General features: G+C 66.4%; 30 protein-coding genes. 12 read left to right on the top strand and 18 right to left on the bottom strand.

Annotation, left to right across the window (positions count from 1 at the left end):
• Positions 1–21: 21 nt before the first annotated feature.
• Genes Q4F04_RS02580 through Q4F04_RS02570 form a run of 3 tightly spaced genes read right to left on the bottom strand, consistent with a single transcriptional unit; the run spans position 22 to position 1,453 of the window.
• A complete protein-coding gene (locus Q4F04_RS02580; protein WP_182791490.1) occupies positions 22–264 on the bottom strand; it encodes a F0F1 ATP synthase subunit C in 243 nt (80 codons plus the stop codon).
• Between the two features lie 50 nt (positions 265–314).
• Positions 315–1,022: a F0F1 ATP synthase subunit A gene (locus Q4F04_RS02575; RefSeq protein ID WP_182791551.1), complete on the bottom strand. Its 708-nt coding sequence runs from the start codon at positions 1,020–1,022 to the stop codon at positions 315–317.
• A 41-nt stretch (positions 1,023–1,063) separates the two neighbouring features.
• The gene (locus tag Q4F04_RS02570) at positions 1,064–1,453 is read right to left on the bottom strand and encodes an AtpZ/AtpI family protein (protein ID WP_303368270.1); all 390 of its coding nucleotides are present in this window, start codon (positions 1,451–1,453) and stop codon (positions 1,064–1,066) included.
• A 170-nt stretch (positions 1,454–1,623) separates the two neighbouring features.
• On the opposite strand from Q4F04_RS02570, the gene Q4F04_RS02565 reads away from it, so the two are divergent.
• Positions 1,624–1,971: a helix-turn-helix transcriptional regulator gene (locus tag Q4F04_RS02565; protein ID WP_303368269.1), complete on the top strand. Its 348-nt coding sequence runs from the start codon at positions 1,624–1,626 to the stop codon at positions 1,969–1,971.
• 47 nt (positions 1,972–2,018) lie between these two features.
• Here Q4F04_RS02565 and Q4F04_RS02560 read toward each other — a convergent pair whose 3' ends face one another.
• The 14 genes from Q4F04_RS02560 to Q4F04_RS02495 all read right to left on the bottom strand — a co-directional run bounded on the left by Q4F04_RS02560 (position 2,019) and on the right by Q4F04_RS02495 (position 11,607).
• Complete coding sequence (locus Q4F04_RS02560; protein WP_303368268.1) at positions 2,019–2,198, bottom strand: hypothetical protein; 180 nt, start codon at positions 2,196–2,198, stop codon at positions 2,019–2,021.
• Between the two features lie 165 nt (positions 2,199–2,363).
• A complete protein-coding gene (locus tag Q4F04_RS02555) occupies positions 2,364–3,143 on the bottom strand; it encodes a succinate dehydrogenase iron-sulfur subunit (protein ID WP_303368267.1) in 780 nt (259 codons plus the stop codon).
• A 27-nt stretch (positions 3,144–3,170) separates the two neighbouring features.
• On the bottom strand, positions 3,171–3,800 hold the full coding sequence (locus tag Q4F04_RS02550) for a hypothetical protein (RefSeq protein ID WP_303368266.1): 630 nt from the start codon (positions 3,798–3,800) through the stop codon (positions 3,171–3,173).
• Between the two features lie 3 nt (positions 3,801–3,803).
• The gene (locus tag Q4F04_RS02545; RefSeq protein WP_303368265.1) at positions 3,804–4,589 is read right to left on the bottom strand and encodes a hypothetical protein; all 786 of its coding nucleotides are present in this window, start codon (positions 4,587–4,589) and stop codon (positions 3,804–3,806) included.
• The gene (locus Q4F04_RS02540; protein WP_303368264.1) at positions 4,586–4,918 is read right to left on the bottom strand and encodes a hypothetical protein; all 333 of its coding nucleotides are present in this window, start codon (positions 4,916–4,918) and stop codon (positions 4,586–4,588) included. Before Q4F04_RS02540 ends, Q4F04_RS02545 begins: the two co-directional genes overlap by 4 nt.
• The gene (locus Q4F04_RS02535; protein WP_303368263.1) at positions 4,918–5,220 is read right to left on the bottom strand and encodes a hypothetical protein; all 303 of its coding nucleotides are present in this window, start codon (positions 5,218–5,220) and stop codon (positions 4,918–4,920) included. The genes Q4F04_RS02540 and Q4F04_RS02535 overlap by 1 nt, the downstream gene beginning before the upstream one ends.
• A gap of 65 nt (positions 5,221–5,285) precedes the next feature.
• A complete protein-coding gene (sdhA, locus tag Q4F04_RS02530; RefSeq protein WP_303368262.1) occupies positions 5,286–7,088 on the bottom strand; it encodes a succinate dehydrogenase flavoprotein subunit in 1,803 nt (600 codons plus the stop codon).
• A gap of 7 nt (positions 7,089–7,095) precedes the next feature.
• Positions 7,096–7,512, bottom strand: coding sequence for a succinate dehydrogenase, hydrophobic membrane anchor protein (locus Q4F04_RS02525; RefSeq protein ID WP_303368261.1), 417 nt, complete (start codon positions 7,510–7,512; stop codon positions 7,096–7,098).
• Positions 7,513–7,523: 11 nt separating this feature from the next.
• On the bottom strand, positions 7,524–7,913 hold the full coding sequence (sdhC, locus tag Q4F04_RS02520) for a succinate dehydrogenase, cytochrome b556 subunit (protein WP_303368260.1): 390 nt from the start codon (positions 7,911–7,913) through the stop codon (positions 7,524–7,526).
• Between the two features lie 163 nt (positions 7,914–8,076).
• Positions 8,077–8,946, bottom strand: coding sequence for an endonuclease/exonuclease/phosphatase family protein (locus Q4F04_RS02515; protein WP_303368259.1), 870 nt, complete (start codon positions 8,944–8,946; stop codon positions 8,077–8,079).
• Positions 8,943–9,977 (bottom strand): MaoC family dehydratase, encoded by a 1,035-nt coding sequence (locus tag Q4F04_RS02510; protein ID WP_303368258.1) that lies wholly within the window; start codon positions 9,975–9,977, stop codon positions 8,943–8,945. The genes Q4F04_RS02515 and Q4F04_RS02510 overlap by 4 nt, the downstream gene beginning before the upstream one ends.
• On the bottom strand, positions 9,974–10,180 hold the full coding sequence (locus Q4F04_RS02505; RefSeq protein WP_303368257.1) for a DUF1737 domain-containing protein: 207 nt from the start codon (positions 10,178–10,180) through the stop codon (positions 9,974–9,976). The genes Q4F04_RS02510 and Q4F04_RS02505 overlap by 4 nt, the downstream gene beginning before the upstream one ends.
• Before the next feature lie 2 nt (positions 10,181–10,182).
• The gene (locus tag Q4F04_RS02500; RefSeq protein WP_303368256.1) at positions 10,183–10,728 is read right to left on the bottom strand and encodes an NnrU family protein; all 546 of its coding nucleotides are present in this window, start codon (positions 10,726–10,728) and stop codon (positions 10,183–10,185) included.
• Between the two features lie 39 nt (positions 10,729–10,767).
• Positions 10,768–11,607: a CoA ester lyase gene (locus Q4F04_RS02495; RefSeq protein ID WP_303368255.1), complete on the bottom strand. Its 840-nt coding sequence runs from the start codon at positions 11,605–11,607 to the stop codon at positions 10,768–10,770.
• Between the two features lie 178 nt (positions 11,608–11,785).
• Between Q4F04_RS02495 and Q4F04_RS02490 the strand changes: the two genes are divergently transcribed.
• Entirely contained in the window at positions 11,786–12,325 is a 540-nt protein-coding gene (locus Q4F04_RS02490; RefSeq protein ID WP_303368254.1) for a ferritin-like domain-containing protein, read from the top strand.
• A 4-nt stretch (positions 12,326–12,329) separates the two neighbouring features.
• Here the strand turns inward: Q4F04_RS02490 and Q4F04_RS02485 are convergent, their stop codons facing one another.
• Entirely contained in the window at positions 12,330–13,070 is a 741-nt protein-coding gene (locus Q4F04_RS02485; protein WP_303368298.1) for a sulfite exporter TauE/SafE family protein, read from the bottom strand.
• A 132-nt stretch (positions 13,071–13,202) separates the two neighbouring features.
• Here Q4F04_RS02485 and mdh point away from each other — a divergent pair, with 132 nt between their 5' ends.
• From mdh to Q4F04_RS02435, 10 genes are all read left to right on the top strand, one after another.
• On the top strand, positions 13,203–14,165 hold the full coding sequence (gene mdh / locus Q4F04_RS02480; RefSeq protein WP_303368253.1) for a malate dehydrogenase: 963 nt from the start codon (positions 13,203–13,205) through the stop codon (positions 14,163–14,165).
• Between the two features lie 250 nt (positions 14,166–14,415).
• Complete coding sequence (gene sucC, locus Q4F04_RS02475; RefSeq protein WP_303368252.1) at positions 14,416–15,609, top strand: ADP-forming succinate--CoA ligase subunit beta; 1,194 nt, start codon at positions 14,416–14,418, stop codon at positions 15,607–15,609.
• Positions 15,606–16,136 (top strand): hypothetical protein, encoded by a 531-nt coding sequence (locus Q4F04_RS02470; protein WP_303368251.1) that lies wholly within the window; start codon positions 15,606–15,608, stop codon positions 16,134–16,136. Before sucC ends, Q4F04_RS02470 begins: the two co-directional genes overlap by 4 nt.
• Before the next feature lie 18 nt (positions 16,137–16,154).
• Positions 16,155–17,039, top strand: coding sequence for a succinate--CoA ligase subunit alpha (gene sucD / locus Q4F04_RS02465; protein WP_303368250.1), 885 nt, complete (start codon positions 16,155–16,157; stop codon positions 17,037–17,039).
• A 109-nt stretch (positions 17,040–17,148) separates the two neighbouring features.
• Positions 17,149–20,115, top strand: a complete 2,967-nt coding sequence (locus Q4F04_RS02460) for a 2-oxoglutarate dehydrogenase E1 component (RefSeq protein ID WP_303368249.1) — start codon at positions 17,149–17,151, stop codon at positions 20,113–20,115.
• Between the two features lies 1 nt (position 20,116).
• On the top strand, positions 20,117–21,709 hold the full coding sequence (gene odhB / locus Q4F04_RS02455) for a 2-oxoglutarate dehydrogenase complex dihydrolipoyllysine-residue succinyltransferase (RefSeq protein WP_303368248.1): 1,593 nt from the start codon (positions 20,117–20,119) through the stop codon (positions 21,707–21,709).
• Positions 21,710–21,765: 56 nt separating this feature from the next.
• Positions 21,766–22,026 (top strand): hypothetical protein, encoded by a 261-nt coding sequence (locus Q4F04_RS02450; RefSeq protein WP_303368247.1) that lies wholly within the window; start codon positions 21,766–21,768, stop codon positions 22,024–22,026.
• Complete coding sequence (locus tag Q4F04_RS02445) at positions 22,023–22,421, top strand: MAPEG family protein (protein WP_303368246.1); 399 nt, start codon at positions 22,023–22,025, stop codon at positions 22,419–22,421. Before Q4F04_RS02450 ends, Q4F04_RS02445 begins: the two co-directional genes overlap by 4 nt.
• A gap of 93 nt (positions 22,422–22,514) precedes the next feature.
• Positions 22,515–23,903: a dihydrolipoyl dehydrogenase gene (gene lpdA, locus Q4F04_RS02440; protein WP_303368245.1), complete on the top strand. Its 1,389-nt coding sequence runs from the start codon at positions 22,515–22,517 to the stop codon at positions 23,901–23,903.
• A 203-nt stretch (positions 23,904–24,106) separates the two neighbouring features.
• The gene (locus Q4F04_RS02435; RefSeq protein ID WP_303368244.1) at positions 24,107–24,589 is read left to right on the top strand and encodes a lytic transglycosylase domain-containing protein; all 483 of its coding nucleotides are present in this window, start codon (positions 24,107–24,109) and stop codon (positions 24,587–24,589) included.
• The last annotated feature ends 223 nt before the right edge of the window (positions 24,590–24,812 follow it).

The following is a 24,812-nucleotide window of genomic DNA, read 5'->3' as shown; positions in this document are numbered from 1 at the left end:
AAGCAAGGAATGGCGCCGGGATCAGGCTGCGAACAGCAGCAGCAGCGCGACGAGGAACGAGAAGATGCCCAGAGCTTCGGCGAAGGCCATGCCGATGAACAGCGTGGCGGTCTGCGACGCGGCGGCCGAGGGGTTGCGCAGGGCGCCGGCCAGGTAGTTGCCGGCAACGTTGCCCACGCCCATGGCGGCGCCCGCCATGCCGATGCAGGCCAGGCCCGCACCCAGGTATTTGCCCAGATCGGCGTAGTTCGCGACGTTTTCCATGAGATGCTCCTTGAGGCTTTGGAAACGGTTGCTGAGAAATCCTGCGGACGTCAGTGGCCCGGATGCAGCGCGTCCTTGAGATACACGCAGGTCAGGATGGTGAAGACATAGGCCTGGATCACGGAGACCATGACCTCGAAGGCATACATGCCGACGATGGCAAGGATCGAGACCGGCGCCACGACCGCGATGGCGGCAAAGGCGGCGAAGACCTTGATGACGGCGTGGCCAGCCAGAAGGTTGCCCGCAAGTCGGATGGAATGGCTGACAGGGCGCACGAAATAAGAGATCAGCTCGATCACGGCCAAGACCGGGCGTAGCGCCAAGGGCGCCGACTTGACCCAGAAGAGGCCGAGGAAGTGCGTCCCGTTCAGCACGAAGCCCAGGATGGTGACACCGAAGAATACCAGCAGCGCCAGCACGCCGGTCACGGCGATATGCGAGGTGGTGGTGAAGGACTTGGGGATCAGGCCCAGCAGGTTCGCGAATAGGATGAAGCAGAACATCGTGAAGATGTAGGGGAAATAGCGCAGCCCCTCTTTCCCGGTCACGTCCTCGACCATCTTGTGGACCATGCCGTAGGTCAGCTCGGCCACCGACTGCACGCGCGAGGGGATCAGCGAACGGCCCGAGGTGCCCGCGACGAACAGCAGCCAGACGACCAGCACGGCCAGCATCAGCCACAGGGTCACGTTGGTGGGCGTGTACCAGTGGACCGGCCCGTCGCCGAACAGCGGACGGACGATGAACTGGTCCATCGGATGGAACACCAGGCCCGTGCTTTCTTCAGTCGCCACGCTCAGTCCCTTTCGTCCTTCGGCGGCATCTCCGCCGGCTTGTCGCCTGCCGGCTTTGCCGGCCCTGTTCCCGGTGCGGTCCCGCCCATCTCGGCGGCGGTCCGCAGCATTGTCTTCACGCCGGCCGCGAAGCCGAGGAAGATGAAGATCACCAGCAGGATCGGCGTCGTGCCGAGCAGCCGGTCAAGCCCATAGCCGACGCCGAACCCCACGGCGAGACCGGCGACAAGCTCGATGACCATCCGCCATGCCTGGTTGGCATGGGCGAACTTGTCCATCCCGGGGGGTGCGAGCCGATCGTCGCGGCGCGCCTGCGACAGCCGTTCTTCCAGCGCCCTCAGCCGTTCGGCGTCCCGCGCCTGCTGGACGCTGTCATCGCCTTCGTCCGGCACGCCCTGCCCCCTTCGAGTTGCGGTGCTGATAGGGACTGGCCCGGCCCGAGTCAACCAGCGTTCCCCGCGATCCACCCCTCTGAAACGGCAGCATTTTCCCATAAGGCCGCGGTGGCTTGCGGCTTGCGAGTTGCCCGTTCATCATTCAACCCTGCAGTTGAACATGGCCCATGACCCGCGAATCCCACCTCGACGCGATCTTCGCAGCCCTCGCCGATCCGACCCGGCGGGCGATCCTGTCGATGCTGCTTGAGGACGACATGGCCGTGACGGATGTGGCGGCGCCCTTCGGGATCAGCCTTGCCGCAATCTCGAAGCACTTGGCGACGCTGGCCGCGGCCGGGCTGATCCAGCAGGAGCGGCGCGGGCGGATCACCTGGTGCAAGCTCGACCCCGAGGGGATGCAGGCGGCCGCGGTCTGGATGCGCGGCTTTGGTCAGGTCGATCCGCTGGACCTTGATGATTTCGAGCGGTTCCTTGCGGCAGAGATGGACATGACCACCGACGATCAGCCATGAAAAAAGGGCCGGTTGTCCGGCCCCGTTTCAAGTGCGACTGCCGCAGATCAGGCCGCGTGGTCGTAGGACGACTCGATCTGCCCTGCGGGCGCCTGGATGTCGTGATAGGCGTACATCTGGTTCAGGACCTCAAGCGCACGCGTGTTGGGCAGGTGCCGCACGGCGCGCGAGGTGTTTTCAAGATCGGCCATCAGACCCTGCGGACGGTCATGTTCAGTGTGGTTCATTCTGCGCTTTTTACCTTGGACTAAAGAACGTCCTCCCTTGCAGCATATATAGTGCTGCAACGCAGCACCCGCCATGTAGGTGACGCCGGGTCATCTTGGCAAAACCATAAGGATTGAGTCGAAAAGGCCGCCCCCCGGGGGGCGGCCCTCGACTGACGCGCCGGTTCAAAGCGCGCGTTCGACCATCATGTGCTTGATCTCGGCGATGGCCTTCGCCGGGTTCAGCCCTTTGGGGCAGGTGTTGGTGCAGTTCATGATCGTGTGGCAGCGATAGACCTTGAAGGGGTCCTCCAGCTCATCCAGCCGCTCGCCCGTGGCCTCGTCGCGGGAATCGATGATCCAGCGATAGGCGGTCAGCAGCGCAGCAGGTCCCATGAAGCGGTCCTGGTTCCACCAGTAGGACGGGCAGGCCGTGGAACACGAGGCGCAGAGGATGCACTCGTAAAGGCCATCCAGCTTCTTGCGGTCCTCGATCGACTGGCGCCATTCCTTGCCGGGGGCGGGTGTCTCTGTGATCAGGTAGGGATGCACCGCCGCGTGCTGGGCATAGAAATGCGTCAGGTCGGGTATCAGGTCCTTGACCACCGGCATGTGCGGCAGCGGATAGATGTTCACGTCGCCGTCGATCTCGTCCATGCCGTAGATGCAGGCAAGATGGTTACCGCCACTGATATTCATGGCGCAGGAGCCGCAGATCCCTTCCCGGCAGGAGCGGCGGAAGGTCAGGGTCGGGTCGATCTCGTTCTTGATCTTGATCAGCGCGTCCAGCACCATCGGCCCGCATTTGTCGAGGTCGATCCAGTAGGTATCCAGCCGCGGGTTTTCCCCGGTATCCGGGTCCCAGCGGTAGATGTTGAAGCGGCGCAGGTTCGTCGCGCCCTCGGGGCGCGGCCAGGTCTTTCCGACCCGGATGCGGCTGTTCTTGGGAAGGTTGAACTGGACCATGGGGCTATCCTTTCGGGTCTTGCTGGCTCAGCGCGGGTCGGTGAAGGCACCCGCGAAGCGCGTCAACTGCTCGGGCGGCAATGATTGCGGGTGGACGTCGAAACGGGCCATGCGGCCGATCATCCCGGCGCGGGGGACCAGTTCCTCGATCCAGTGGTAAGCCTCGCGGTCGATATAGTCATCGAACAGCACGGTGACAGGGCGCGTGCAGCGGATCATCGTGGTCAGGAAGCAGGCGACACGGAAACGGCCGTCGATCAGGACCACATCGGGATGCCGGAACTGCGGATGATCCCAGATCGCAGCGGGGTAAAGGTGAAACCGCCGGAAGGGCGCGTTCTTCGCCGGGCGGCCCCAGGGCAGGGTCGGGCCGATATCCGCGTGATGCACCAGAAAGCGATCCGCGGGAAACTCGGCTTCCAGCGCATCCGTGATCCGCTGCGACCATGCGCGGTCGCTTTCGACCGACATGACGAAGCCGGCGCCCGCGCGCAGCGCCAGAAAGGTCGAACCGCCGCTGCCATATTCCAGCACCGCACGGGCCGAGGAACAGGCCGCCGCGTAGGCCCTGCCCGCCTCATCGGGCAAGGTCAGCCGGAATGCGGGTTTCTCCGCATCTTCGTGGCGCTGCCCGCCGTCATCCGCGCCCTCGAACATGGGCTAGGTAGCCTCCTGCGCGGTCTTTGTGCGAGTGCCGGGCCCCATGCCGATATGATCCAGCGGCGCTGCGATGATTTCACCGACAGCCGAGACCACCGGCAGCGTGGGCCTGCTCCGCAGCGTTCCTGAAAGGCTCGATCCCTCGAGCTCGGGGCTCATGCCGTCCCTCAGCCACCGTTCGGCCCGGGGCAGCATCCAGGCCTTGCGGCCGGCCCGCAGGTTCAGCAGCGCGAAGCCCACGTCCGCATGGCCGAAGTAAGGCGCCATCGCGGCGAAGGAGGGAACCGCATCCCCCCGCGCCAGGACCGAGCCGGTGCCCAGCATCCGAACTCCCCGCGCCGACGGCAGACCCTGCGACATGCCGGTCGCCTGCCAGCCCGTCCCCTGCCGATCGCCGCCGCGATGGTTCATGCCCCCATAGCCGAAGACATTGCCGTCCCAGCCGATCTCGGTGGCCCGCTCGATCGAGCACGGGACATAATCATGGGGGTAAAGGATATCGTCATCGACCAGGAAGACGATGTCGTCCGGTCCGGGCGGCATGAAGAAGCGGCCAAGGTCCTTGGTGTCCCGGTCGGTGGTGATCGCCTCGATCCGGTCATTCGCGGCGATGTCGGCAGGGACCTCGTCCATCTCGTTGAAGACGATGACCATGCGGTCCACCTGCGGCAGGATCGCGTCCACCACGCGGCGGAAGATGCCGGCGCGCGCCGGAAAGGTCGCCATGTGGGCGCGCACGATGCCGCGCGGCGCGCCCGACGGGCGATAGATCCGCGTCTGGGTCACTGCGGCCACCTGTAACCCGGCTGTTCGTGCAAGGGCCGGGTCGGCACCTGCCCCGAGCGCCGCAGGACGCAGTCGTGGAAAGCCACCGCCGGGTCACGGCCCCTGATGTAGTCGGACGACAGCGAGACGCTGATGCCGCCCATGGTCCGGACCTTGTGGCCGTCCGTGCCAAGGCCCAGGCCGATCTCGGTCCGGGGGGCGGTGGCGGCACGCGCATTCTCAAGGCAGAGGCGTTCCGCCTGGGCGACAGGAACCGGGCTGCTGCAGGCCGCGATCCCCGAGGCCAGCAGCAGCACCAGGGCCACGCCGGAACGCGCGCGCCGCTGCATCAGGCGACCGCTGCCCGGGCGATGCACTGCGAGGTGGCGGGACGCGACACGACCGAGGCCACGGCCCCGGCGGCGCCCGCCTGCCCCTGCTGCGCGGCGATGTCGGCCAGTTCCGCCATGGTGGCATTGGCCACCACGCAGTCGGTCAGCGGCCCGACGTTGCGCCCCGGCAGGCGGCGCGCCATCTCGGCGTTGATGACCTGGCGGGCGGCGGCGTTGTTCGGCGTGGCCGGTGGCGGGGTCACGACGACCGTGCCGCCCGGAGGAGGCGACACCACCGCCGTCCCGGGGATGGAGGTCATCGGGACAACCGCGCAGCCCGCCAGGGCGGCAGCGGCTGCAACAGCGGCAAGAACAGAGAAACGCATCAGTAGACCCTCGCTTTCGGTGCGATCTTCTTTGGATCGATCCCGCCATCCTCGTGCTTCGTCAGCGGTTCGAGGTGGACGGGCCGATAGGCGAGTTTGACGTCATTTCCATCGACCCACGCAAGCGAATGCTTGCGCCAGTTGGCGTCGTCCCGGTCCGGGTAGTCCTCATGGGCATGGGCTCCGCGGGATTCCTTGCGCGCCTCGGCGGCGACGATGGTCGCCAGGGCGTTCGGCATCAGGTTGGTCAGCTCCAGCGTTTCCATCAGGTCGCTGTTCCAGATCAGGCTGCGGTCGGTGACATGCAGGTCGTCGAGGCCCAGCGCGATCTCGCGCATCTTCTCGACCCCTTCAGCCAGTGTCTTGTCCGTGCGGAACACGGCCGCATCCGCCTGCATGGTGCGCTGCATCCGGTCGCGCAAGGTCGCCGTGGACGTTCCGCCTTTCGCATGGCGCAGCGCGTCGAAGCGGTCGAGCGCGCGGTCCACTTCGGCCTTGTTGACCGAGGGAATGGCCGATTCGCGGTCGATCACCTCGCCCGCGCGGATCGCGGCGGCGCGGCCGAAGACCACGAGGTCGATCAGCGAGTTCGATCCCAGCCGGTTCGCCCCGTGGACCGAGGCGCAGCCTGCCTCGCCTACCGCCATCAGGCCGGGAAAGACGCGGTCGGGGTCGCCCTGCTTGGGCGCCAGAACCTCGCCCCAGTAGTTCGTGGGGACGCCGCCCATGTTGTAATGCACGGTCGGCAGCACCGGGATCGGTTCGCGCGTCAGGTCCACGCCCGCGAAGATCCTGGCCGATTCGCTGATGCCCGGCAGGCGTTCATGCAGCGTGTCCGGCGGCAGGTGCGACAGGTGCAGGAAGATGTGATCCTTGTCGGAACCAACTCCCCTGCCCTCGCGGATCTCCAGCGTCATGCAGCGCGACACCACGTCGCGGGAGGCGAGATCCTTGTAGGTGGGCGCGTAGCGTTCCATGAACCGCTCGCCTTCCGAGTTGGTCAGGTAGCCCCCCTCGCCCCGCGCGCCTTCGGTGATGAGGCAGCCGGAACCGTAGATGCCGGTCGGGTGGAACTGCACGAACTCCATGTCCTGCAAGGGCAGGCCCGCGCGGGCGACCATCCCGCCGCCGTCGCCGGTGCAGCTATGGGCGCTGGTCGCACTGAAATAGGCCCGGCCATAGCCACCGGTCGCCAGCACCACCATCTTGGCGTTGAAGACGTGGATGGTGCCGTCGTCCAGCTTCCAGCAGACGACGCCCGTGCAGGCCCCGTCCGTGATGATCAGGTCGAGCGCGAAATACTCGATGAAGAACTCGGCCTTTTCCTTGAGGCTTTGCCCATAGAGCGTGTGCAGAATCGCGTGGCCGGTGCGGTCGGCCGCGGCGCAGGTGCGCTGGACGGGCGGGCCTTCGCCGAACTCGGTCGTGTGGCCGCCGAAGGGGCGCTGGTAGATCTTGCCCTCCTCGGTGCGCGAGAAGGGCACGCCGTAGTGTTCCAGCTCATAGACGGCCTTCGGCGCCTCGCGTGCGAGGTATTCCATTGCATCGGTGTCGCCCAGCCAGTCGGACCCCTTCACGGTGTCGTAAAGGTGCCACTGCCAGTTGTCCGGCCCCATGTTCGACAGCGAGGCGGCGATGCCCCCCTGCGCCGCGACGGTGTGGCTGCGGGTCGGGAAGACCTTGGTCACGCAGGCGGTGCGGAAGCCCTGCTCGGCCATGCCGAGGGTCGCGCGCAGGCCAGCACCGCCGGCCCCCACCACCACCACGTCGTAATCATGCGTCTGGTATTCGTAAGCGGACATGGGAACCTCAGTGGACGACGACGGTGGTGACCGAGCTGACCGCCGGGGACAGCGCCATCCGGGCCAGCGCATAGACGGCGGCGGCGATCACGCCCCAGCCGAAAAGCTGGGCAGCGATCAGCGCGACCCGGCGTTCGGTATGGGCGGTATAGTCGTCGATCATGATGCGGGTGCCGCCGATATAGTGCAGCATCCCCACGATCAGGAACAGTGCCGTGACGATGGCCGGATAGGGACGGCTGAAGTAGGCGAAGACCGCGTGATGCGGCAGGCCGATGGCCGAGGCGATCACGAAGACGAAGGCGGGCGTCAGGATCAGCAGCGCGACGGAACTGACCGTCATCGACCAGTGCTGGGCGGTGCCGGTGCTGGGACCTGCGGCGCCGAGGCCACGGGCGGCCTTGCGGGGGGTGATGTAGCGCATGGACGATCCCCTCAGAATGCGAACATGAAGGCGGTGATCAGCGTCAGCACCACCGAGCCGATGATGATGACCCAGCTTGTCCGCTGCGCGTCGTCGCGCGTCATCAGCAGGCCGGCATCGTAGAACAGGTGCCGCACGCCTGCGAGGAAGTGGAACCACAGCGCCCAGGCCGAGCCGAACAGGACCAGGTAGCCGATCCAGCTGCGCAGCACCCAATCGGCGGTGGCGAAGGCGCGCGGGCCGGTGGCCGCCGCGACAAGCCACCAGACGATCAGCAACAGCCCGGCCATGAGGGCCTGCCCGGTGACGCGGGTCATGATCGAGGTGACCGCCGCCATCGGCAGCCGATAGACGCTGAGATGGGGCGAAAGCGGGCGATTGCCGCGGGGGATGTCCGCCATGGGCGCTCCTGTCCGAAAAGCGCGGGCCAAGCTGGCGCGCGGGCTGGCTTGAAACTGCTGGTCTCTCTAGACATCCTTTCGTCCGTGTCACGGGTTTGTTCAAGTCCCGCCGTGTCAGGGGCGATGTTAGCGCCGGTTGTGATCACAAGCTCGCAACCAGTGATCACATCCTTCCGCTCAGGCTCACCACCTGTCCGCGATGGTCCGAGCCGAACCGCGGCCGCATGACGGCCCCCGCCGGCCAGTCGGCAGGCGCAAGGACATGGTCGATGGCGATGGGCAGCCCGCCAAGCAGGAATGTCGGCCGCACCGGGCCCGCCCGTTCCGTCCCAGTGGCGCTGGCGACGCGCGCCACGATGCGCGACCACGGGACGGCATTGAAGTCGCCCCCAAGCACCACCGGCCCCGGCAAGCCAGCGAGTTGCGGCAAAACGCGCTCTACCTGCGCGGCCTGACCATAGGGCCAGGGCCAGCCGAGGTGGAGGGAGACGACCGTGACCGCGCCTTCGGGGGCCAGCACGCGGGCCGAGGCCATGCCGACGCCGGTGGCGCAATCCGGTTCCGCGGCAAAGGGCCAGCGTGACAGGATCGCGACGGTGCCCGGCGTCGGGGCCGGGCAGACCACCTGATGCGGCATCTCGCCGGAAAGCGCGCCTGTCACGCCCGCGTTTGTCCGGCTGACCTCCTGCAGCAGCGCCACGTCGGCGCGGGCCTGCAGGATGTCGGCGGCGATGCCCGAAGGGTCATCGACGGAATGCAGCAGGTTCTTCTGGTAGACGACGATCTGCGGCACGGGCGGGGCATGCGGCCGCATCGCCCAGAGGATCGGCGCCAGCGCCAGCACCCCCGCAGCGGCTGCGAGCCAGCCGGGACGCCCGCGCAAGCCCAGCCCGCCCAGCACCAGCAGCGCCGCAAGGAACGGCCGCCCGACCGCCAGCGAATCGCCCGCCGGGTGCAGCCGCCCGGCGTATGAGGCCGCCAGCAGCACCAGCCCCGCGGCCAGCGCGGCGCGCCCGAGCCTGCGCCACCTCACAGCGGCATCAGCACCCAGTAGTCGAGATCCAGCAGGACATGGGACGCGTAGCGCCCGTCCTCGCGCTTCAGCGTCAGGTCTCCCGGCTCGCCCTTGTGGGCGACCAGCCGCAGGCGCAGGGCGCCGATGCCCGGCGCATTGGTCGGCGCGCGGTCCAGCACCTCGGACCAGGCCCGCACGGTGTCGCCCGCGAAACAGGGGTTCGCATGCGCGCCCGCGTTCAGCGCCACGATCATCTGCGCGTTAGCCAGTCCGTTGAAGCTGAGCGCCCGCGCAAGGCTGATGACATGGCCGCCATAGATCAGCCGGGCGCCGTCGTCGCGGAAGGTCGCGTCGAAATGGACCTTCGCTGTGTTCTGCCACAACCGGGTGGCCAGCATATGCTCGGCCTCTTCCACCGTCACGGCGTCCACGTGGTCGATGACCTCGCCCACGCCGTAGTCGCCCCAGCGATGCGGCTCGCCGGCAAGGGTGAAGTCGTAGTCGCTGAAATCCAGCCCGTCCGGGATCACCAGCGCCTGCGGCAGCACCACGCGGTCAAGGCGCGGCACGACCTCGTCGGGCGCAGGGCTGGCGGCCTCGCGCTTCCGCACCATGACCCAGCGGACATATTCCAGCACCGGCACGTCGCGCTGGTTCAGCCCGCGCGTGCGGACATAGACATTGCCCGAGGTGCCGTTCGAGTTCTGCTTGAGCCCGATCACCTCGGATTCGGCGCGGATCGTGTCGCCGGGCCAGACGGGTTCCAGCCAGCGCCCCTCGGCATAGCCGAGATTCGCCACCGCGTTCAGCGAGATGTCGGGGACGGTCTTGCCGAAGACGGAATGGAAGGCGATCAGGTCGTCCATCGGCGCGGCGGGCAGCCCGCAGGCGCGGGCGAACTCGTCCGAGGAATGCAGCGCATGGCGGGCGGGATAAAGCGCGTGATACAGCGCCCGCTCGCCGCCCGAGACCGTGCGGGGGACGGCGTGGCGGATCACCTCGCCGACGCGGTAATCCTCGAAGAAGCGGCCCGGATTGGTCTTGGTCATTGCTGTCCCAGCTTCATGTCGGGGTGATAATCACCCGCGATTTCCTTGGTGACGGCCTGCGCGCAGCGCATGGTGCCGCGGACGGGATCGAAGGCGATCGAGGGCGACCCGTGCAGCATCCAGCCCTTGGACAGCGCGAGGCTGATCTTGTGGCAGAAGGCCGGGGTGTCGTCCTCGGTCAGCAGGCGGTAGATCTGGGACATCCTCAGGCTCCGAAGGGGTTGGGACCGACCCAGCCATGGATCAGGCCGACAACCAGATAGACGACCAGGGCGCCGACGGCGGCCATGACCTCTTTCCGCATCACGGTCCGGTGCGGCGGGCGCACCCAGTTCGGCTCGGCCCGGTTGATGACCGCCATCTCGACCAGCGCCCAGAGCAGCAGCCCGCCGAACAGGACGAAGGACGGCAGGTCGCCGTTCGTCAGCAGATGCGCGAAGGCCCAGAGCGAAAAGCCCGTGAGTTGCGGATGCCGCATCTGGGTGCCGATGCGGTTCTTGATCCCCGCCGAGGCGAACAGGAAGAAACCCACCAGCACCAGCAGGTTGTTGATGCCCTTCAGCGCCGGGCCGGCCGCCCACCACATCACGACATCGGCCCGCTGGTAGCCGATGGTCATCAGGATCACCGAGACAACCAGCGCCAGCGCGACCACGCCCTTGCGCCGGTTGTCAGGTGCCGGGTGCGGCGCGGCGCGCTTGTAAAGATGCGCGCCCCACCAGAGCGCAACGCCAAGGATCAACAGGATCATGGGGGGACATCCTTCATGCGATTTCGCGCCACCCTGCCATCAGCCCGCCAGCGCGGCAATCGCCTGCGCTTTCGTCAGGGTCCTGCGGGCGGTTTCCACATGCAGGTTCTCGACGATGCGGCCATCGACGACGGCCACGGCCTTGCCTTCCGCGATGGCAGCTTCATAGGCCTCGATCTGGCGGCGGGACAGATCCACCTCGGCCTCGGTCGGGGCAAAGGCCGCGTTGGCGATCTCAAGCTGCGCGGGATGGATCAGGGTCTTGCCGTCGAATCCCATGTCGCGGCCCTGCCCGCATTCGGCGCGCAGGCCCTCGTCGTCCTTGAAGGCGTTGAAGACGCCGTCCACGATCACCCGCCCATGGGCGCGCGCCGCCAGCAGGCAGAGTCCGAGGCCCGTCTGCATCGCCAGCCGGTCGGGGCGGTTGCGGCTGCCCAATTCCTTGGCAAGGTCGTTGGTGCCCATCACCATCCCTTCCAGCCGGGGATGGGCGGCGATGGCGGCCGCGTTCAGCATGCCCAGCGCGGTTTCCATCATCGCCCACAAGGGCGTGTCGCCGGTCAGCGCGGCGACCGCATCCAGATCCTCGGGACGGCTGACTTTGGGGACCAGCACCGCGTCGGCCCCGGTGGCAAAGGCCGCCGCGTCGTCCCGGCCCCATTCGGTGTCGAAGCCGTTGATCCGCACGATCCGCGCCCGCCCGCCGTAATCCTGCGCCAGCGCCTGACGCAGCAGGTCCCGGGCGCCGGGCTTCTCGGCGGGCGCCACCGCGTCCTCGAGGTCGAAGATGATCGCGTCGGCGGCCAGCGTGCGGGCCTTTTCCATGGCGCGCTGGTTGGCGGCGGGGATGTAAAGGACCGAACGATAGGGGCGCGACATGGCGGCAGGCTCTCTCACTTGCAAAACGACGCCTGGATGAGTGCCCTGTGACGGCCCGGACGGCAAGACCGCATGCTGCGATGCGGCGATTCAGATTTTGTCGGAAACGGGAAACCTATCGCCCCTCGGCGGCTTTTCCCTGTCTCGACCAGACTCCTTCAACTTGACAGGAAAAGACATGGCGACCGAACAGATGGGACTGACCGACCTGCTCAAGCACGGGCTTGAGGACATGTATTACGCCGAGGCGCGCATCCAGAAGGCCCTGCCCAAGATGATCGCGGCGGCCGAGGACGAGGAGCTCAAGAGCGGACTGGAAAAGCACCTGGAAGAGACCGCCCAGCAGATCACCATGCTGGAGGAGGCGTTCGAGGCGATGGGCGAGAAGCCCCGCTCCGAGAAATGCGACGCGATGGACGGCATCCTCAAGGAAGGCGATTCGCTGCTGAAGGATTTCGGCGGCACGGCGGCGGGGGACGCGGCAATCATCTTCTCGTGCCAGGCCGTCGAGCATTACGAGATCGCCCGCTACGGCAGCCTGCGCGCCTATGCCGAACTGCTGGGGCTGGAACAGGTGGCCAGCCTCATGTCCGACATCCTCGAACAGGAGGAAGCCGCAGACGACCTGCTGTCCGAGATCGCCGAGGAACGGGCCAATCCGATGGCCGCCGGAACCTCGGCCGAGGATGACGAGGACGAGGACGAGGACGACGAGTGAGCCGCTAGATCACCGCATCGGCGATCAGCTTCAGCGACACCGCCAGAAGCGCCCAGGTGATGAACAGGTAGAAGGCCCGTTGCGGGATGCGCCGCACCAGCCAGACGCCCGCGAAGACGCTTGCGGCCGCGACCGGGATCATGGTCGCGGCCTTTCCCAGATTCGCCGCCCCCAGTTGCCCCAGCGCCGCATAGGGAACCAGCTTCACCAGATTGACCACCGCGAAGAAGACCGTGACGGTGCCCGCATAGGTCTGCGGCCCCAGCCGCAGCGGCTGGACATAGATCTGGTAGGGCGGCCCGCCCGAGTGGCTGACGAAGCTGGTGTAGCCCGTGACCGCGCCCCAGCCGGTGCCGCGCAGCCAGTCGGGCTCGCGCGGGGCTGCATCCTCGGGCGTGGGGCGCAGCAGGGTCATCACCGCGAACCAGGCGCCGATCACCCCCACGATGCCGCCGACCCAGGCGTCGTCCACAAGGCTCGCCGTGGCCCAACCCAGCGCGACGCCCGCGACCGCGCCGGGCAGCAGGCGCGCCACCACCCGGCGGTCCCAGTGGCGGCGATAGGCGATCAGCCCGAAGGCATCCGACACCACATAGACCGGCAGCAGCAGCCCCGCCGCCTGCACCGGCGACATCGCCAGCGACAGGATCGGCACCGCCAGCATCCCCACCATCGCCAGCCCGCCCTTGGCCAGCCCCACCAGCGCCGAGGCCAGCGCCAGAAGCAGCCAGCCCCCGACCGTCAGATCCACGTCCCACCTCTGCCGTTTCAGCGCGTTTCAGGCCCGCGGGCAGCCGTCTGCGCCGCTCTACGCCTTGCGCGGGGGCGGGCAAAGGGTCTATCGCGGCCCCGACCCATCAGCCAAACGGAGGACTCCATGGCCCGTCCCAAGATCGCCCTCATCGGCGCCGGACAGATCGGCGGCACGCTGGCGCACCTTGCCGCCATCAAGGAACTGGGCGACGTCGTCCTGTTCGACATCGCCGAGGGCACGCCCCAGGGCAAGTCGCTGGACATCGCCCAGTCCGGCCCGTCCGAGGGCTTTGACGGAACCTTCAAGGGCACCAACGATTACGCCGACATCGCCGGCGCCGATGTCTGCATCGTGACGGCGGGCGTTCCGCGCAAGCCGGGCATGAGCCGCGACGACCTGCTGGGCATCAACCTCAAGGTCATGAAATCCGTGGGCGAGGGCATCAAGGCCCATGCGCCCGACGCCTTCGTCATCTGCATCACCAACCCGCTGGACGCGATGGTCTGGGCGCTGCGCGAGTTTTCCGGCCTGCCGCATGAAAAGGTTGTGGGCATGGCGGGCGTGCTGGATTCCGCCCGTTTCCGCCATTTCCTGTCACTGGAATTCGGCGTGTCCATGCGCGACGTGACCGCCTTTGTCCTTGGCGGCCACGGCGACACGATGGTGCCACTGACCCGCTATTCCACCGTCGCCGGCATCCCCCTGCCCGACCTGGTGAAGATGGGCTGGACCACGCAGGAGAAGCTGGACGCCATCGTCCAGCGCACCCGCGACGGCGGCGCCGAGATCGTGGGCCTGCTGAAGACCGGCTCTGCCTTCTACGCCCCCGCGACCTCGGCCATCGAGATGGCGGAAGCCTATCTCAAGGACCAGAAGCGCGTCCTGCCCTGCGCGGCCTATGTCCAGAACGCCTACGGGCTTGACGGCATGTATGTCGGCGTCCCGACCGTGATCGGCGCGAACGGCATCGAGAAGGTCATCGAGATCGAGATGAACGCCGAAGAGCAGACGATGATGCAGAAGTCCATCGACGCGGTGAAGGGCCTCGTGGAAGCCTGCAAGGGCATCGACAACTCGCTGGCCTGAACCCGCGCCTCTGCCTTTGAACGGCAAGGGCCGCCCTTTTCGGGGCGGCCCTTTCTTTTAGCGCGGACGAACCGGGACAGCCCGCCCGACCGGCTGCATACAATGGCACATCAACAGTGTGATCACACGCCGATGGCATGTGATCACGGAACTTGTAAAAACTGCGGCCTTTCACCAAAAGCGGAACGCGCGGCTTTGCTTTGCACGCGCGTTCTGGCACATAAACGCGAGTTTCCCTGCGAGGTTCCCGATGAACATCCACGAATACCAGGCCAAGGCGCTGCTGAAGCAATACGGCGCGCCGGTGTCCGAGGGCCGCGCGGTCCTTTCCGCCGACGAAGCCGAAGCCAAGGCGCGCGAGCTGCCCGGCCCCCTCTGGGTCGTCAAGTCCCAGATCCACGCGGGCGGCCGCGGCAAGGGCCGGTTCAAGGAAGCCGAGGCCGGCGAGAAGGGCGGCGTCCGGCTGGCCAAGTCGGTGGACGAGGTCGTGGAAAACGTCCGCGCCATGCTCGGCTCGACGCTTGTCACCCACCAGACCGGCGCCGCCGGCAAGCAGGTGAACCGCATCTATCTGGAAGACGGCTCGGACATCGCACGGGAACTGTATCTCGCGCTGCTGGTGGACCGCTCCTCCTCGCGCATCAGCTTCGTGGCGTCCACCGAGGGCGGCATGGACATCGAGGAAGTCGCGGCCTCGACGCCGGAAAAGATCGTGTCCTTCAGCGTCGATCCCGCCTCGGGCCTGTCGGACTTCCACGGCCGCCGAGTGGCCTTCGCGCTGGGGCTGGAAGGCGACCAGGTCAAGCAATGCGTGGCACTGGTGAAGCTGCTGTATAAAGCCTTCGTCGAGCGCGACATGGAGATGCTGGAGATCAACCCGCTGATCGTGACCGAGGACGGCAAGATCAAGGTTCTGGACGCCAAGGTCAGCTTCGACAACAACGCGCTGTATCGTCAGAAGGACGTGATGGCGCTGCGCGACGAGACCGAGGAAGATTCCAAGGAACTCGAAGCCTCGAAACACGACCTGAACTACATCGCGCTGGACGGCGAGATCGGGTGCATGGTGAACGGCGCCGGGCTTGCGATGGCGACGATGGACATCATCAAGCTATACGGCGCGGAACCCGCGAACTTCCTCGATGTCGGCGGCGGCGCGTCCAAGGAAAAGGTGACGGAAGCCTTCAAGATCATCACCTCGGACCCGAACGTGAAGGGCATCCTGGTCAACATCTTCGGCGGCATCATGCGCTGCGACATCATCGCGGAAGGCATCATCGCCGCGGTGAAGGAAGTCGGCCTGCAGGTCCCGCTGGTCGTGCGGCTTGAGGGCACAAACGTGGACCTCGGCAAGCAGATCATACGTGAGAGCGGGCTGAACGTGATCCCGGCGGACGACCTGAGCGATGCGGCCGAGAAGATCGTGAAGGCGGTCAAGGGGTGATGTTGCCCGCCGCTTTCAAGGCAATGTTCGCGGTTGTCGCGCTGGCGGGCCTGACCGCCTGCGCCACGGACGACTCGAGCTTTGCCGAGCGGCAGGAGCTTGCCAATACGTCCCCGCTTCTCGCAGTCCCGAAAGCAACTGGCCGCAGCCTCACCAGGAACTTCGAGCGGTTCTGTCTTGAGGGCAGCACCGACGCGGATGATCGCGCGACGCGGCTCCGGGCGGCTGGCTTTGTCCCCGACGGCGGCTGGCGCAATGGGCTGCGGCAGTTCGTCGAGAACGACACGCGCCCGGCGGTCCGGATTTCCAGGGACGGCAAGCTATGTGCCGTCCGCGCCCGTGCCCAGACGGGGCAGAACGCGGAAATCCAGAAGTCGATGGCGGCGTGGTTTCCGCAGGCCAGGCTGCTCAAGGACCGTGGCACGGATCAAATCTGGCAGGTCGGGCCGAGCGAAGGGATAGCCATCGCGCGCAATTCCCTCGGCCCGCATTTCAATGAAATCACGCTGGCGCGTATCCAGCTGTAAGACCGACAAGGACACGGAATGGCCATTCTCGTTGACAAAACGACCCGCGTCATCACCCAGGGCATCACCGGCTCGCAGGGGACCTTCCACACCGAGCAGGCGATTGCCTATGGCACGCAGATGGTCGGCGGCGTGACCCCCGGAAAGGGCGGCACCACGCATCTGGACCTGCCCGTCTTCAACTCGGTCCACGAGGCCGTGGAGAAGACCGGCGCGAATGCCTCGGTGATCTACGTCCCCCCGCCCTTCGCGGCGGACTCGATTCTTGAGGCGATCGACGCGCAGGTGCCTCTGATCGTCTGCATCACCGAAGGCATCCCGGTGCTGGACATGATGAAGGTCAAGCGCGCGCTTGAGGGTTCCGCAAGCCGCCTGATCGGGCCGAACTGCCCCGGCATCATGACGCCCGACGAATGCAAGATCGGCATCATGCCCGGTTCCATCTTCAAGCGCGGCCGCGTGGGCGTGGTCTCGCGGTCCGGCACGCTGACCTATGAGGCGGTCAAGCAGACCTCGGACGTGGGCTTGGGCCAGTCCTCGGCGGTCGGCATCGGCGGCGACCCGATCAAGGGGATGGAGCATATCGACGTGCTGGAGATGTTCCTGGCCGATGACGAGACCGAGTCGATCATCATGATCGGCGAGATCGGCGGCTCGGCCGAGGAAGAGGCGGCGCAGTTCCTGGCCGACGAGAAGAAGCGCGGCCGCTGGAAGCCGACCGCAGGCTTCATCGCGGGCCGCACCGCCCCCCCCGGCAGGCGCATGGGCCATGCGGGCGCGATCGTGTCGGGCGGCAAGGGCGACGCGGAATCGAAGATCGAGGCCATGAAGGCCGCCGGCATCATCGTCGCCGACAGCCCCGCGGGCCTGGGCGAGGCCGTGCTGAAGGCGATGGGCCGCTAAGGCTGTTGATAACCGGCCGCCCCGGCTTAGGTTGGGGCGGCAAGACTTTCCCCCGGGCGCGGCGAAACGACCCTGCCCTTCACAAGGCCAAGCCGGTCAGGTGTCCGTCATGAACGATCAATCCCCGAACTCCGCCTTCCGCGATTCGTCCTTCCTGCAGGGGGCCAACGCGGCTTACGTGGAACAGCTCTATGGCCAGTGGGCGAAGGATCCGGCCGCCGTCGATCAGGCTTGGGACGAATATTTCCGCAGCCTCGGCGACAGCGAGGCCACCGCTACCCGCGGCGCTCAGGGGGCAAGCTGGGCGCGTCCCGACTGGCCGCCGGTGCCCGCGGATGAAAACACCGCCGCGCTGACGGGCGAATGGCCGATGGCGACCGAGGCCGAGGCCAAGGCCGCGATCAGGAAGATCACCACCAAGGCCGACGAAAAGGGCGTGTCGCTGTCGGACGAGCAGTTGCGCCGCGCCGTGCTGGACAGCGTGCGCGCGATCATGCTGATCCGCGCCTACCGCATCCGGGGTCACCTGCATGCGGACCTCGACCCGCTGGGCATTCGCGAGGTGCCCCCGCTGGGAGAGCTTGACCCGGCGACCTACGGCTTCACCGCGTCCGACCTTGACCGGCCGATCTTCATCGACAACGTACTGGGCCTGCAGGTCGCCTCGATCCGCCAGATCACCGAGCTGATGAAGCGGACCTACTGTGGCACCTTCGCGCTGCAGTTCATGCATATCTCGGACCCCGAGCAGGCGGCTTGGCTGAAGGAACGCATCGAGGGCTACGGGAAAGAGATCGCCTTCACCCAGGAAGGCCGCAAGGCGATCCTGAAGCGGCTGGTCGAGGCCGAGGGCTTCGAAAAGTTCCTGCATGTGAAGTACATGGGGACCAAGCGCTTCGGCCTTGACGGCGGCGAGGCGCTGATCCCGGCGATGGAACAGATCATCAAGCGCGGCGGTCAGCTGGGCGTGAAGGAGATCGCCATCGGCATGCCCCACCGCGGCCGGTTGTCGGTGCTGGCCAACGTGATGGAAAAGCCCTATCGCGCGATCTTCCACGAGTTCCAGGGCGGCAGCTTCAAGCCCGAGGACGTGGACGGCTCGGGCGACGTGAAATACCACCTCGGCGCCTCGTCGGACCGCGAGTTCGACGGCAACATGGTCCACCTGTCGCTGACCGCGAACCCCTCGCACCTTGAGGCGGTGAACCCGGTGGTGCTGGGCAAGGTCCGCGCCAAGCAGGACCAGTACAACGACCGCGTCGACCGCACCAGCGTCATCCCCATCCTGCTGCACGGCGATGCGGCCTTCGCGGGCCAGGGCGTCGTGGCGGAATGCCTGCAGCTTTCGGGCATCCGCGGTCATCGCACGGGCGGGACGATCCACATCATCGTCAACAACCAGATCGGCTTCACCACCGCGCCGCATTTCAGCCGCACCAGCCCCTATCCGACCGACATCGCCCTGATGGTCGAGGCGCCGATCTTCCACGTCAACGGCGACGACCCCGAGGCGGTCGTCCACGCCGCCCGTGTCGCGACCGAGTTCCGGCAGAAGTTCCGCAAGGACGTGGTCATCGACATCTTCTGCTACCGCCGCTTCGGTCACAACGAAGGCGACGAGCCGATGTTCACCAACCCGGCGATGTACAAGCAGATCAAGAGCCACAAGACGACGCTGCAGCTTTACACCGAGCGGCTGGTCCGCGACGGCCTGATCCCCGAAGGCGAGATCGAGGACATGAAGGCCGCCTTCCAGGCGCATCTGAACGAGGAGTTCGAGGCCGGAAAGGTCTTCAAGCCCAACAAGGCCGACTGGCTGGACGGCAAGTGGTCCGGCCTCAAGCCAGAGGGCGAGGACTATCATCCCGGCGAGACCGGCATCTCGGCCGAGACCATGGCGCAGGTCGGCGCGGCCCTGACGCGGGTACCGGACGGCTTCGACATGCACAGGACCGTAGGCCGGCTGCTGGAAGCCAAGAAGCAGATGTTCGAGACGGGGCGCGGCTTCGACTGGGCCACAGGCGAGGCGCTGGCCTTCGGCAGCCTGCTGGCCGAAGGGCATCCGGTCCGTCTGGCCGGGCAGGATTCCGCCCGCGGTACCTTCAGCCAGCGTCACTCTGCCTTCGTGGACCAGACGACCGAGGACCGCCATTACCCGCTGAACCACATCCGCGAGGGTCAGGCGCGGTATGAGGTCATCGACTCGATGCTGTCGGAATACGCGGTGCTGGGCTTCGAATACGGCTATTCGCTGTCCGAACCCAACGCGCTGGTGATGTGGGAAGCCCAGTTCGGCGACTTCGCCAACGGCGCGCAGATCATGTTCGACCAGTTCATCTCGTCGGGCGAAAAGAAGTGGCTGCGGATGTCGGGCCTTGTCGTCCTGATGCCGCATGGCTTCGAGGGCCAGGGGCCGGAACATTCCTCGGCCCGGCTGGAACGCTGGCTGCAGATGTCGGCCGAGGACAACTGGATCGTCGCCAACCTGACGACTCCGGCCAACTACTTCCACATCCTGCGGCGGCAGCTGCACCGCAGCTTCCGCAAGCCGCTGATGCTGATGACGCCCAAGTCGCTGCTGCGCCATCCGATGGCGGTTTCCACGGCCGAGGAGTTCCAGTCCGGCTCGACCTTCCACCGGGTGCTGCATGACGATGCGGAACGCGGCAAGGTGGATTTCCAGCTGGCGCCCGACGACCGCATCCGCCGCGTCGTGATCTGCTCGGGCAAGGTCTATTACGACCTGCTGGCGGCCCGGAACGAGGCGGGGGCGGATGACGTCTACCTGCTGCGGCTGGAACAGTTCTATCCCTTCCCCGCGCAGTCGATGTCCAAGGAGCTTGAGCGGTTCAAGAACGCCGAGATCGTCTGGTGCCAGGAGGAACCCAAGAACCAGGGCGCCTGGAGCTTCGTGGAACCGAACCTCGAATGGGTCCTGAACCGCGTCGGCGCCAGCCATCCGCGCGCCCGCTATGTCGGCCGCGTCGCGCAGGCCTCGGTCGCGACGGGCCTCGCCAGCCGCCACAAGGTCGAACAGGACACGCTGGTCCACGACGCCATCACGATCGGAGCCTGAGATGACCACCGAAGTCCGAGTGCCTGCGCTGGGCGAAAGCGTCAGCGAGGCGACGATCGCCACCTGGTTCAAGAAGCCGGGCGATGCCGTCGCGGTGGACGAGATGCTGTGCGAGCTTGAAACCGACAAGGTGACGGTCGAGGTCCCCTCGCCCGCCGCCGGGGTGCTGGCCGAGATCGTCGCGGCCGAGGGCGAGACGGTGGGGCCGAACGCGCTGCTGGCGCAGATCGACGAGACCGGGGCGGCATCCGCCCCGCGCGACAATGCAACCGCGGCGGCCCAGCCCGCCCAACAGACCGCAGACAGGGGTGAGCCGAAGATGGCCGGGAAATCCGTTGACGTGATGGTGCCCACGCTGGGCGAAAGCGTGACCGAGGCGACGGTCGCCACCTGGTTCAAGAAGCCGGGCGATGCCGTGCAGCAGGACGAGATGCTGTGCGAGCTGGAAACCGACAAGGTGTCGGTCGAGGTTCCCGCCCCCGCCTCGGGCGTGCTGGCCGAGATCCTTGCCGAGGAAGGCGCGACCGTGGACGCCAAGGCGCGACTGGCGATCATCACGGAAGGCGCGTCCTCGGCCGGGGCCACGGGCCTTGCGGGTCCGGGCGACAAGCCGGTCAGCGACCCCGACAAGCGCATCGAGGCGGCCGACAAGGTCGGCTCGCCCGGCGACGGCCCCGAGCAGATGGTCCTGCGGACGGATGTCGAGGACGCGCCTTCCGCGAAGAAGGCCTTGGCCGAGGCCGGCCTCAGCCGCGACCAGGTCCAGGGCTCGGGCCGCGATGGCCGGGTAATGAAGGAAGACGTGGCCCGCGCCGGTTCCGCCCCCGCCCCCCAGCGCACCGAGGCCCCTGCCCCCGCGCCCGCCCCGCGCGCGCCCTCCTCGGCCGAGGATTCGCGGCGCGAGGAGCGGGTGAAGATGACCCGCCTGCGCGCGACCATCGCCCGCCGCCTCAAGGACGCGCAGAACACCGCCGCGATGCTGACCACCTACAACGAGGTGGACATGTCGGCGATCATGGACATCCGCAGCGAGTACAAGGACCAGTTCGAGAAGAAGCACAAGGTCAAGCTCGGCTTCATGTCCTTCTTCGTGAAGGCCTGTTCCCACGCGCTGAAGGAAGTCCCCGAGGTCAACGCCGAGATCGACGGCGGCGACGTGGTCTACAAGAACTTCGTCCACATGGGCGTGGCGGTCGGAACCCCGAACGGCCTCGTGGTCCCGGTCGTCCGCGACGCCGACCAGAAGTCCTTTGCCGGGATCGAAAAGGAGATCGGTGAACTCGGCGCCCGCGCCCGTGATGGCAAGCTGACCATGGCCGACATGCAGGGCGGCACCTTCACCATCTCGAACGGCGGCGTCTACGGCTCGCTGATGTCCTCGCCGATCCTGAACCCGCCGCAGTCAGGCATCCTCGGAATGCACAAGATCCAGGATCGTCCGGTCGTGGTCGGCGGCCAGATCGTGATCCGCCCGATGATGTATCTGGCGCTCAGCTACGACCACCGCATCGTGGACGGAAAGGGCGCGGTGACGTTCCTCGTGCGCGTCAAGGAGGCGCTGGAAGACCCACGTCGCCTGCTGATGGACCTCTGATCCGGTCCGGGGCGTTCGGACCGCTGAACGCCCCGATCCGAAGAAAGGACCATGACATGACCAACCAGCTCATCGCCCGCTACGACATCGCCGACTATGCCCAGTTCCGGGCCGAGTTCGACGCGGATGCCGAGGACCGCGGCAATGCCTCGCTGACGGTGCTGCAGATCTGGCGCGAGGGAACGGGCCGGGTCTGGGTGCTGTATCAGGTCGCGGACGGAAAGCGCGCACTCGACTATCTGCAGGGCGCGGGCCAGGTCTTCAACGGCCGCGCGGGCGTGCAGGATGCCGAGTATCACGTGGTGCAGACGGCATGATCCCGCCCTCGCCGGAACTGGTGGTGCTTGGCCTCGCCGCTATCCTGCAGGCGATCCAGATCGGGCTTGCCGGATGGTCGATGGGCCGGGACGGGATGCAGCAGTGGAATGTGGGTCCGCGTGACGGCGAGCCGCAGTTCTCGCCTCGCACGGGGCGGCTGCGTCGCGCAGTGGACAACCACTTCGAGGCGCTGGCCTTCTTCACAATCGCCGTGGTGCTGGTGCAGTTCACCCAGTCCAACACCGGCTTCACCGCCGCCTGCGCATGGGTCTACCTGATTGCCCGCATCCTCTATGTCCCGGCCTATGCGCTCGGCTGGTCGCCCTGGCGCTCGCTGATCTTCGGGGTGGGTTTCCTCGCCACGATGCTGATGATCCTGGTGGCGCTGCTGTGACTTCTTCTTCGTCGAAATATCCCGCCGGGATCGTCGTATACGACGATGGGGGCGCGAAGTCCCCGATCCGGCCGTTCAACCAAGGACAGAGTGATGTATGATCTGATCGTCATCGGCGCCGGCCCCGGAGGCTATGTCTGCGCCATCCGCGCCGCGCAACTGGGGCTGAAGGTCGCCTGCGTCGAAGGGCGCGAAACGCTGGGCGGCACCTGCCTGAACGTCGGCTGCATCCCGTCCAAGGCGCTGCTGCACGCCAGCCACATGGCCCACGAGATGCACGAGAACTTCGAGAAGCTCGGCCTGATGAACGCGACAGCCGACATCGACTGGGACCGGATGCAGGCCTACAAGGCCGAGACGGTCGGCACCAACACCAAGGGCATCGAGTTCCTGTTCAAGAAGAACAAGATCGACTGGCTCAAGGGCTGGGCTTCCATCCCCGCCTCGGGCAAGGTTCAGGTCGGCGATCAGGTGCATGAGACGAAGAACATCGTCATCGCCTCGGGGTCGGTCTCGACGGCGCTGAAGGGCGTCGAGGTGGACAATGACGCCGGCATCGTCGTCGATTCCACCGGCGCGCTGGCGCTGAAGAAGATCCCCGAAACCATGGTCGTGATCGGCGCGGGCGTGATCGGGCTGGAACTCGGCTCGGTCTACAGCCGTCTCGGCACCCAAGTCACAGTGGTGGAATACCTCGACGCCATCACGCCCGGCATGGACGCCGAAGTGCAGAAACAGTTCCAACGCATCCTGACCAAGCAGGGCCTCAAGTTCGTCATGGGCGCAGCCGTCTCGGGGGTCGAGGCTACCGATGGCCGCGCAACCGTCACCTACACGCCCAAGAAAGGCGGCGAGCCGCAGACACTCGACGCCGAGGTGGTGCTGGTCGCGACCGGCCGCCGCCCCTATCACGACGGCCTCGGCCTCGACGCGCTGGGTGTGCAACTGACCGACCGCGGCCAGATCGCCATCGACAAGCACTTCGTCACCAGTGTTCCCGGCGTCTATGCCATCGGCGACGCGGTGCCCGGACCGATGCTCGCCCACAAGGCCGAGGACGAGGGCATGGCCGTGGCCGAAATCATCGCCGGCAAGCACGGGCATGTGAATTATGACGTGATCCCCGGCGTCATCTACACCACGCCCGAGGTTGCCTCGGTCGGGCTGACCGAGGAAGACGCGAAAGCCTCGGGGCGCAAGATCAAGGTGGGCAAGTTCCCCCTGATGGGCAACGCGCGGGCCAAGGCGATGCTGCAGGCGGAAGGCTTCGTGAAGATCATCGCGGATGCCGACACCGACCGCATCCTCGGCTGCCACATCATCGGCCCCGGCGCGGGCGAGATGATCCATGAGATCTGCGTGGCGATGGAATTCGGCGCCGCCGCGCAGGACGTCGCGCTTACCTGCCATGCCCACCCGACCATCAGCGAGGCAGTGCGCGAAGCGGCACTCGCCTGCGGCGACGGGGCGATCCACGTCTGATCGGATGGAAAAGGCCGGGCTTAAGCCCGGCCTTGGCCTCTGACGGGGTATTCGGGCCAGAATAAAGTCCAAGGCCTGCAACTTCTCGGCGACTTCCCGCCGATGGCAGCCACCATAGGGGCGGAGTTTCGCTTTAAGGCTGGTGCGATGGAACGGGGTTGGTATCGTCCGGCGCAATCAAAACAGAATGCGTCAGGACAGTGATGATCCCCACAATCACCCGCATCGGCGCTCTGGCGCTGATTACAGTGCTTGCGGCTTGCGGTGGCGGCGAACCCGGCAAGATGTATCTTGTCCAGCCTCGCGTCAGCCAAGCCGCCCTGCATCCGAATGAGACACCCGAGCTTCGGACGCTGATCCAGAAATACTCGGCTGCTTATGGCGTTCCCGAGGAACTGGTGCATCGCGTCGTCATCCGCGAAAGCCGCCACCGCCCCGGTGCCCGCAACGGTCCCTATTACGGGCTGATGCAGATGCTTCCGGCGACTGCGCGCGGGATGGGTTATCGCGGTTCTCCTGCCGGGTTGCTGGATGCGGAAACCAACCTGAGATATGGCGTCAAATACCTGCGCGGCGCCTATATGGTCGCCGACGGGAACCATGATGCTGCCGTGAAATGGTATTCCCGCGGCTACTACTACGAGGCCAAGCGCAAGGGCCTGCTGGAAGCAACCGGACTGCGCTGACACTTGCAGGTCAAGCCGTCCGTAATCCTTTGTCTGGAAATATCACGGAATACCTGTGAATATCATGCGCTGCAGCCTGCAGAAACTTTACAGGCGTGGCATCAGTAGCATGTGGCGGCCCGATTTTCTTTATCTTTGACTAGTCTGGTCATGTTGACAAATGGCCTAGGGCGCATCCTGAACTCTGTGTATCTGCCGCGGTCCATGCGGTTTTCAGATACGT

Source organism: Paracoccus sp. (in: a-proteobacteria) (assembly GCF_030536915.1).
Lineage (GTDB): Bacteria > Pseudomonadota > Alphaproteobacteria > Rhodobacterales > Rhodobacteraceae > Paracoccus.
Note: the sequence above shows the minus strand (reverse complement) of the source record. Positions and strands in the feature narration are given on the sequence as shown.